At 75.0% G+C, this 8303-nt stretch carries 10 protein-coding genes and 1 pseudogene; 4 read left to right on the forward strand and 7 right to left on the reverse strand.

The features are described 5' to 3' along the window. Window positions 1-99: 99 nt before the first annotated feature. From ACFV6I_RS35000 to ACFV6I_RS35020, 5 genes are all read right to left on the reverse strand, one after another. Window positions 100-1176, reverse strand: a complete 1077-nt coding sequence (locus ACFV6I_RS35000) for a bile acid:sodium symporter family protein (RefSeq protein ID WP_380429891.1) — start codon at window positions 1174-1176, stop codon at window positions 100-102. Further along, window positions 1173-1472: a hypothetical protein gene (locus ACFV6I_RS35005; RefSeq protein ID WP_380429894.1), complete on the reverse strand. Its 300-nt coding sequence runs from the start codon at window positions 1470-1472 to the stop codon at window positions 1173-1175. Before ACFV6I_RS35005 ends, ACFV6I_RS35000 begins: the two co-directional genes overlap by 4 nt. Next, the gene (locus ACFV6I_RS35010) at window positions 1472-2356 is read right to left on the reverse strand and encodes an oxaloacetate decarboxylase (RefSeq protein ID WP_380429897.1); all 885 of its coding nucleotides are present in this window, start codon (window positions 2354-2356) and stop codon (window positions 1472-1474) included. Before ACFV6I_RS35010 ends, ACFV6I_RS35005 begins: the two co-directional genes overlap by 1 nt. A gap of 316 nt (window positions 2357-2672) precedes the next feature. After that, complete coding sequence (locus ACFV6I_RS35015; RefSeq protein ID WP_380429900.1) at window positions 2673-3542, reverse strand: class I SAM-dependent methyltransferase; 870 nt, start codon at window positions 3540-3542, stop codon at window positions 2673-2675. 221 nt (window positions 3543-3763) lie between these two features. Continuing rightward, window positions 3764-4300: a PadR family transcriptional regulator gene (locus ACFV6I_RS35020; RefSeq protein ID WP_380429903.1), complete on the reverse strand. Its 537-nt coding sequence runs from the start codon at window positions 4298-4300 to the stop codon at window positions 3764-3766. A gap of 129 nt (window positions 4301-4429) precedes the next feature. Between ACFV6I_RS35020 and ACFV6I_RS35025 the strand changes: the two genes are divergently transcribed. Together ACFV6I_RS35025 and ACFV6I_RS35030 are read left to right on the forward strand one after the other, a co-directional pair. Beyond that, window positions 4430-5761, forward strand: a complete 1332-nt coding sequence (locus ACFV6I_RS35025; protein WP_380429906.1) for an MATE family efflux transporter — start codon at window positions 4430-4432, stop codon at window positions 5759-5761. 37 nt (window positions 5762-5798) lie between these two features. Then, a complete protein-coding gene (locus tag ACFV6I_RS35030) occupies window positions 5799-6326 on the forward strand; it encodes a DinB family protein (protein ID WP_107452797.1) in 528 nt (175 codons plus the stop codon). Here ACFV6I_RS35030 and ACFV6I_RS35035 read toward each other — a convergent pair. Beyond that, on the reverse strand, window positions 6313-6933 hold the full coding sequence (locus ACFV6I_RS35035) for a TetR/AcrR family transcriptional regulator (RefSeq protein WP_380429909.1): 621 nt from the start codon (window positions 6931-6933) through the stop codon (window positions 6313-6315). The genes ACFV6I_RS35030 and ACFV6I_RS35035 overlap by 14 nt on opposite strands. 74 nt (window positions 6934-7007) lie before the next feature. On the opposite strand from ACFV6I_RS35035, the gene ACFV6I_RS35040 reads away from it, so the two are divergent. After that, window positions 7008-7187 (forward strand): hypothetical protein, encoded by a 180-nt coding sequence (locus ACFV6I_RS35040; protein ID WP_380429912.1) that lies wholly within the window; start codon window positions 7008-7010, stop codon window positions 7185-7187. Between the two features lie 144 nt (window positions 7188-7331). Here the strand turns inward: ACFV6I_RS35040 and ACFV6I_RS35045 are convergent, their stop codons facing one another. Further along, window positions 7332-7511, reverse strand: a complete 180-nt coding sequence (locus tag ACFV6I_RS35045) for an antitoxin (RefSeq protein WP_063350839.1) — start codon at window positions 7509-7511, stop codon at window positions 7332-7334. Window positions 7512-7658: 147 nt separating this feature from the next. On the opposite strand from ACFV6I_RS35045, the pseudogene ACFV6I_RS35050 reads away from it, so the two are divergent. Then, window positions 7659-8303 (forward strand): annotated as a pseudogene (locus ACFV6I_RS35050) (hypothetical protein); the annotation flags it as partial.

Below are 8303 nucleotides of genomic sequence, written 5' to 3' on the forward strand. Positions count from 1 at the left end.
GGGGCGGCCCCCCGGCCCCCCCCCCGCGGGCCCCCCCCCCGGGGGCCCCCCACGCCGGGGCCACACGTCGGCCCCAGGCGCCGGGCCCCAGGCGCCGGCTCACCCGGGAACGGGCGGCCCGCCCGGCCCCGTGAGCGCGGCCGGTACCCGATCGGCGGGCGGGGCCTGCCCGGCGGGCGTGGCGTCCGGCGCGCGGGCCCAGCGGCCAGCGAGCACGGTGCCGACCACCAGCTGGAGCTGGTGATACGCCATCAACGGCAGGACCAGCAGCCCGGCCTGGGGCCCGAAGAGCACGGTGGCCATCGGCAGGCCGCTCGCCAGACTCTTCTGCGAGCCGCACAGCACCGCCGCGATGGTGGCCGGCCGGTCGAGCCCCAGCAGCCGTGCCCCGAGCCCGGTGACCGCGAGCGCGGCGGCCAGCAGGGCGAGCAGCACCGCGAGCAGACCGAGCAGGGCGCCCGGGGTGGCCAGGCCCCAGCTGCCCTGAGCCGTCGCCGCGCTGAACGCGGTGTAGACGACGAGCAGGATCGAGCCCCGGTCCACCGGCGTCAGCACCCGTCTGTGCCGGGTGAGGAAGGCGCCGATCCACGGCCGCAGCACCTGCCCGAGCAGGAACGGCGCGAGCAACTGGGCCCCGATCCGCAGCAGCCCCTCGGCCGACAGCGCGGTGTGCACGTCCAGGAGCCAGGCCGCCAGCAGCGGGGTCAGCAGCAGCCCGGCCAGGCTGGAGTACGTCCCGGCGCAGATCGCCGCAGGGACGTCGCCCCCGGCGGCGCCGGTCAGCGCCACCGAGGACTGCACCGTCGACGGGAGCAGGCAGAGGAACAGCACCCCGGTCTGCAACTGCCCGCTGAGCGGGACGGGGGTGAGCAGCGCGGTGGCCGCCCCGAGCAGCGGGAAGAGGCCGAAGGTGGCGGCGAGCACCAGTCCGTGCAGCCGCAGGTGGCGCAGCCCGGCCAGCGTCTCGCGGGCGGAGAGCCGGGCGCCGTAGAGGAAGAACAGCAGCGCCACCGCCAGGTTGCAGGCCACTGCCGCGACCCGCGCCGAGCCCCCGGTGGCCGGAAACAGGGCGGCCAGGCCGACCGCCCCGGCGAGCGCGGCCAGGTACGGGTCGAGCCGGCGCGGCCACAGCCCGCGCCACCGGCTCCGGCTCCTGCGGGCGGTGTCGTCGGTCATCGGCCACCCCCGATCGCCGCCCCGCCCGGGCCGGACCCGAGCAGGCCGCCCACCAGGGACCCGGCGCCGTCGTGGTCGCTGCCCGCCGAGCCGCTGCCGTTCTGGACGTTGGCGGTGCGATCGATCTCCACCCAGGAGTCGGCGTTGGAGTTGTCGACGAGCGTGATCAGCCCCCCGCCCCCCCCCGCGGGCGCCGCTGCGCCGGCGAGCAGGCCGCACGCCCCGGCCAGCCCCAGTGCGGTGGCCCGCAGGACGGCGGCCGCCGGGGGCGGGGCGGGACCGCGCAGCCCGGCCATCACGCCGTCACCCCCGCGAAGGGGCGGGAGCGCGCGATGTTCCGCTCCAGCAGTTCGGTGGACTCCCGCACGCCGATCTGCCGGCTCTCCCCGGCGCCGGCCGGCAGCCGCCCGTCGGCCACCTTCAGCCCGGCCAGCGCCTCGTCCATGGCCCGGTGGGCCGCGAACAGGCAGGGCGTGCTGTAGATGGCGACGTCCACCCCCAGCTCGGTCAGCTCGGAGAGCGACAGCCGGGGGGACTTGCCGCCGGCGATCTGGTTGAACAGCAGCGGCTTGTCGCCGACGACCCCCCGGATCCGCCGGATCCAGTCCTCGCTGCGCACCCCGTCGACCAGCACCACGTCGGCGTCGGTGGCGGCGAGGGCCCGGGCGCGGCGCAGGATGTCCTCCTCCTCGGTGGCGTCGGTGCGGGCGACCACCAGGAGGTCCGTCCGGTTGGCGAGGACGAGGTCCAGCTTCTCCAGGTACTCCTCCAGCGGGAGGACCTGTTTGCCGTCGGCGTGGCCGCAGCGGCGCGGCCGTTTCTGGTCCTCCAGGATGACGCCGGACGCGCCGATGCGTTCGAGCCTGCGCACGACGTGGCAGGCGACCTCGGGATCGACGTAGCCGTCGTCGATGTCGACCAGGAGATGGTGCTGGGGGAAGGCGCCGCGCAACCGTTCGACGAAGCCGACCATGTCCGGCCAGGCGATGAACCCGATGTCGGGCAGGCCGTAGTAGGAGGCGGCGAAGCCGAATCCGGAGACGAACATGCCGTTGTAGTGCTCGGCCGCGATGGAGGCCGAGTACATGTCGTAGACGCCGATGAGGGGCGTGGCTCCCGGGCTCGCGATCTCCTCGCGGAGCCGCTGCCCGTGGCCCGACGCCGTGGTTCCGTGGAACATGGCCTTCTCCTCACTCGCGGTGGCTTTGCCTGAACTTGGTCTTCCCTAGACCAGACTGAGGTGCCATCACTATGTGGCCTTTAACGTTCCGTGGGCAAATCTTTAAGAGAGATTCACTCATTCGAGTGAGGCGTGGAATTGAATATATGTCAGACATATGAAAAGGGCGGTGGCGTGGAAGATCCACGCCACCACCCTGATCCGGTCGGCCCGGTCGCCGGAGAATCCCGCGACCTCGGCGATGAGCACGTGGCCGTGGCCGTAGCCGTAGCCGTGGCGGGGGGGAGTTGCGGGCGCGCGTCGGCGCGCCGGTGCGTCAGGACGCCGGAACGGGGCGGACGGCGCGGCGCTCGCGCAGCGTCCGGAGCACCCGGCGGGTCGCCCGGGTGGCGACCGGCGGCAGCAGGTCCAGCGCCAGCCGGCGCGAGGTGGACTGCTGGACGGGGGCCTTGACCTGGTAGTTGAGCCGCAGCACCGGCTCCCCGGCGATGGTGTCGTCGTCCATCGTGTAGCCCTCGGCCCGCCAGTCGCGGGCGAGCAGGACCTGCCGGACGGCCGCGGCGTCGCCCCAGGTGCCGTAGAACTTCATCGGGGTGAGCAGCACCGGCCGCAGGCCGCCGGTGAAGACCGCCTCCCAGACCGCCGCCGACACGCCGGGGGTGTGCTCCGAGCGGTAGTCGTCCAGCGCCACGACGCCGTTGTCGGCGAGCGCCGCCCTGGTCACCGCGATGTCCCCGGCGACGTGCTCGTACAGGTGGGAGGCGTCGACGTGGACGAACCGGCAGCTCCCGGCCGGGATCCGGCCGTCGGCCAGCACCGAGGTGGGCGCCTGCACGATCTCCGGCAACTCGCCGTGGAAGGCGAGGTAGTTGGCCTCGAAGGCGCTCCGGGTGAGGGTCTTGCGGTAGGACATCGCCATCTCGGCGGCGTTGTCCGCGTCGCCCGCCTCGGAGTCGAACAGGTCGCAGACGGTCAGCCGTTCGCCGGTCTGGAGGTGGTCGCCGAGCAGGACGGCGCTGCGGCCGAGGTAGCTGCCGAGTTCGAGGATGTCGCCGGTGGCGCCCGCCGTGGTCTGGGCCGCCAGCAGGTGGCCGAAGGCCGCTCGGTCGAGACGGAAGAACCAGCCGGGGATGTCGTCCCGGGTCAGTGGCGCGGGGCGGGTGGCTGTGGTCTCGGCGGTGGGCACGGCGGCCTCCAGGAGGGCGGGCGGGGCGCGGTGGCGGGTTCACGCCGCGGAGGGGATGCCGTGGACGTGAGGCCGATCATCATAGCGACGCGGAGGCCGACTGGGAGCCGGTTCGCAACGGCGCGATTTCGCGCGTTCGCGCTGCTGTGCGAAGGCGCTCGCCGGGTCGTGTCCCCGGCCTCACGGGTCGGTGCGCCCGGCCGGGTTCTCGGCCTCGCGGGTCAGTGCACCCGGCCGTCCAGCTCGGCGATGGTTTCCATCAGCCAGGCCCGCTCGGCCGCCGTGGAGGCCCGGGCGACGAGCAGCATGCCGCGCCGGAAGGGGTTCGGCTCCAGCTCGGCGGTGACCGCGCGGCCCTCGCCGTCGTAGAAGAAGCTGCTCGGCTCGTCCAGGAACGCCAGCCGGCGCCGGAGCACGGCCGCCTGCGCGGGCGGGTCGGCGAGGTGGTGCAGGAAGGCGGCGTGCGCGAAGAAGCGGATCTGGTCCGTGATCTCGGCCTGCTCCGGGTCGGCCAGCCGGCGCCGCAGTTCGGTCCGGCCCTCCTCGGTGAGCTCCAGCGTCTGGCGCGGCGCGGCCCCGCTGCCCGGCTCGGCGCGGCGGCGCAGCAGCCCGGCCTTCTCCAGCCTGGCGATGGCGGGGTAGAGCGCGCCGTCGCTGACCGGTCGGACGTGGCCGGTGAGGCCGGTGATCCGGGACTTGAGTTGGTAGCCGTGCAGCGGCTGGTCGTACAGGAAGCCGAGGATCGCGAGGGTCAGCACGGTCGAAGCCCTTTCGTCGGAGTGCGCCCTGTGGCGCGCCCCATGTTACCTCTTGTCGATGTGCCTCGATACGAGGTATCTCTATTCGAGGTGAGCCACCGGCAGGCGGTGGCGGAACGGGGAGGAAGCATGCACGGGCGTCCGTCGCGACGACTGGCCGCACTGGCCGGACCGGTCTACGTCGAACTGCTGTCCAACGTGATCGCCTCGGTGATCGGCACCTTCTGGGTGGCGGGCCTCGGCGGGGCGGCCGTCGCCGCCGTCACCCTGGCCGGCACCGTGGAGAACCTGCTGCTCGGGCTCGTCCTGGTGGTCGGCTCCGGCACCAGCGTGCGGCTCTCCCGCGCGCTCGGCGCCGGCGACCGGGACGACGCCGCCCGCACCACCCGCGCAGCCTGGCGGCTCTGCGCGGTGGGCAGCCTCGCGCTCGCAGTCCCCGGCTTCCTGCTGCGCGACCGCCTGGCCGGCGCCTTCCTGGACGGCGCCGCCGCCGCCCTCGCCGCCGACTACTTCACCGTCGCCTTCCCGGCGTTCGCCCTGTTCTCCGGCCAGCGCGTCGCCGACGAACTGTTCAAGGGCGCGGGCGACACCCGCACCCCGATGCGGATGGCCCTGCTGTCGAACGCGCTGCTGCTCGCCCTCGACCCGCTGCTCGTCCTCGGCGCCGGCCCGGTGCCCGCGCTCGGGGTGACGGGCGCCGCGCTGGCCCTGGCCGGCTCGCGGGCGGTCGCCCTCGCCGTCACCCTGCGGTTGCGGCCGCGGCTGCCCGCACCCCCCGGGGGAACCGGCGCGGCGGCTGGCCGGATCGTCCGCGCGGGAGCGCCGTTTGGCCTGGACTTCACCGCCCGGATGGCCGTCGGCACGGCCCAACTCGCCCTGGTCGCAGGCTTCGGCGTCGCGGCGGTGGCCGGGTACGGCATCGGCTACCGGGCCTTGCTGGTCGTCACCATGGCGTTCTACGCGCTCCGGCAAGCCGCCGCGATCGAGGCCGCCCGCCTCTGCGGCGCGGGCCGTGCCACCGAGTTGGGCGCGCTGCACCGCGCCACCGGACGCCTCGCCGCGCTCCTCGGCGCCGTCGCGGCGGTGCTGTCCGCGACGCTCGCCGCCCCGCTGACCGCGCTGTTCACCGACGACCCGGCGGTGGCCGGGCAGTCCGTCGGCTTCCTGCGGATGGCGGCGTTCTACCTGCTCCCGTACGCGCTGGTGGTCGCCCTCGGCGGGGTGCACCAGGCGGCGGGCGCCGGTCGGCCGCTGGTGCTCTCCGTGCTGCTCGGACTGGGCGCCCAACTCGCCGCCTCCGCGGCCCTGTCGGGGCCGCTCGGGGTGACCGGGGTGTGGGTGGGGCCGGCCGTGGGCGCGGCCGTGCAGCTCGGCCTGCTGCTGCTCCTGGCTCGGCGTGGGCCCCGGCGGCCCGTGTCGTCGGCGGAGCAGGGCGGCCGGGCCCTGGAATCGGTCGGATGATCGACTCCGGTCGCCCGGCTGTGGAACAGTGGAGGCCATGGGACCGACACTCGACGGGCGGCCGCTGCCGTCCCCGCACGCAGACGAACGCGCCATGCTGGAAGGCTGGTTGGAGTTCCACCGGGCGACTCTCGTGCAGAAGGTCGCCGGGCTCGACGACCAGCAGGTCCGGCTGGCGGCCGTCCCGCCGTCGACGATGACGCTGCTCGGCCTGGTCCAGCACCTCGCCGAGGTCGAACGCACCTGGTACCAGCGGGTGCTGGCCGGCCGGGAGGCGCCGCCGCTGTACGGCGCGGACGGCGAGGGCGGCTACGCGCTCACCCCGGAGCGGGGGATGCCCGAGGCGCTGGCCGACTGGCGGGCGGAGGTCGAGCAGGGCCGCGAACTGACCGCCGCGGCGGCGCTGGAGGACACCGGACGCCTCTCCGAGCGGGCGGCGGCCGTGTTCGGCTCGGAGACCGTCTCGCTGCGCTGGATCCTGGTGCACCTGATCGAGGAGTACGCCCGCCACAACGGCCACGCGGACCTGCTCCGGGAGAGCATCGACGGCCTCACGGGCGTGTGACGGCTCCCTGGGGGAGGGCCCCGGGGGCCGGGCCGAGGTGGGCGTCCAGGGCGGCGCGCAGCAGCGGTTCGACGTCCTCGCCGCCGGTGATGAGCCGCAGGCTGCCCCAGGCGCGCAGTTGGGCCAGGCCGTGCAGGTTCGCCCACAGTGCGGCGGCCGCCGGTCCGGGATCGGTGGACTCCGGGCGGGCCTCGCCGACCAGGCGGGCGACGGTGTGGAACATCGGCAGGGTGGTGTGCCGCAGCTCGGCTCCACTGCCCTCCAGCAGGTCGTGACGGAACATCAGCTCGAACATGCCGGGGTTGGCCGCCGCGAAGCCGAGATAGGCACGGGCGAGCGCGTCGAGCCGGGTGCGGGGGGCCGCGCCGGTGGTGGCGGCCAGCGCGTCGGCGCCGGCCAGGGTGTCGGTGAGCCTGCCGAACCCGTGTCGCGCGATGGCGGCGAGCAGTTCGCGGTGGGTGGGGAAGTGGCGGCGGGGGGCTCCGTGCGAGACCCCCGCCTGCCGGGCGATCTCGCGCAGGCCGAGGGCGTGGACGCCCTCCCTGGTCACCAGTTCGACGCCGGCGGCCACCAGGCGCGCGCGCAGGTCCTTCTCCTGATCGGTCATGGGCCTTGTCTACCAGGCCGCTGTAGACAGTGTCTACTCGCGTCGGCGCGGGCGCCCCGGGCAGAATCGGGGGCATGGACGAAGGCGGAGAGGCGGCCTGCTGGCTGGACCGGGTGTGCCCGGAGTGCGGGCGCCTGCGCGAGCGGCCCGGGCCGCAACCGTGCGAGAACTGCGGGGCCGGGAGCGCGGACGGCGAGGCGGGGGCCCGGCAGCCCGCGGCGAAGGCCGAGGCCGCGCCGGAGCAGGACGGCTGACTGCAGGTCCAGGAGGGCTCGGCCCCGGCTCGGAACGGCTGAACCCCGGCCCGGAACGCCTGAACCTCGGCCCGGAACAGCTGGGCCCCGGTGCGGCCGGGCGGGCCTGACCGGGGCCGCAGGCGTACGGCGGGTTTCGGGCTGCTACTGCTGCGGCGGCTGGTCGCGGAACTGGTTCTTCGCCTGCTCCTGGGCGGCGTCCACCTGGCTGCTGTACTTGCCCTGGGTGCGCTCGTCGACGGCGTCCCCAGCCTTGTCGACGGCCCTGTCGGCCTGGTCCTCGTGGCCCTTCAACAGGCCCTTGAGCTTATCCAACATGGACATCTGGTCACGCTCCTGGAAGAGACGGCCCCACCCCTCCAGGATCACCGCCTCCGCCGCCGTCCGCATCCCGCGGCCGCGCGGCGGCCTTGGCAACGTGATGCCGGTCATGTCAAATCGGGAGTTCACGGACCGCCGGAAGGAGTCGCCTTGAAGCCACGAGCCCGCCGCCCGATCTCCCTGCCCCTCCGCCCGACCAGCCCGCTCGACCAGTCCACCCCGATACCGCACCAGCAGCGCCGGGACCAGCGCCCGCGCACCGCGACCGTCCGGAGCGCGGGCGCCGCCCTGACCGTCGCCGCCCTGGCCGCCCCGCTGCTGCTGGCCGGGGCCGGCGGCGCGGCCGCCGACCCGGACCCGGCGCGCAGAGGCGAGCGGCTCGCCGCGCGCCTGGTCGAGGCCGCCGACGCCGAGAGCGCCCACGACACCCTGGCCGCGCTCCAGCGGATCGCCGACCGCAACGGCGGCACCCGGGTGGCCGGTTCGAAGGGGCACGACGAGTCCGCGCGCTACGTCTACGAGCAGGCCCGCCGGGCCGGGCTGAAGGTGTCCCGACAGGAGTTCGAGTACACCTTCTTCGAGGCCCGCTCGGAGCGGCTGCAGGTGCTGTCCCCGCAGGCCGAGAGCATCCCGCTGATCGCCATGACGTACTCGCCCGGCGGCCCGGACGCGGGTCTGAACGCCGACCTGGCGGTCGCCCCGGTCAGCGCCGCGACCGGCGGCGGGCCCCCCCCCCAGCCCCGGGGGGGGGGGAGCGCGGGGGGGACTGCGGGGGTCGAGGTGGTGGTGGACTGC

The sequence above is a fragment of the Kitasatospora sp. NPDC059803 genome (assembly GCF_042732255.1).
In the GTDB taxonomy this organism is placed as follows: Bacteria; Actinomycetota; Actinomycetes; order Streptomycetales; family Streptomycetaceae; genus Kitasatospora.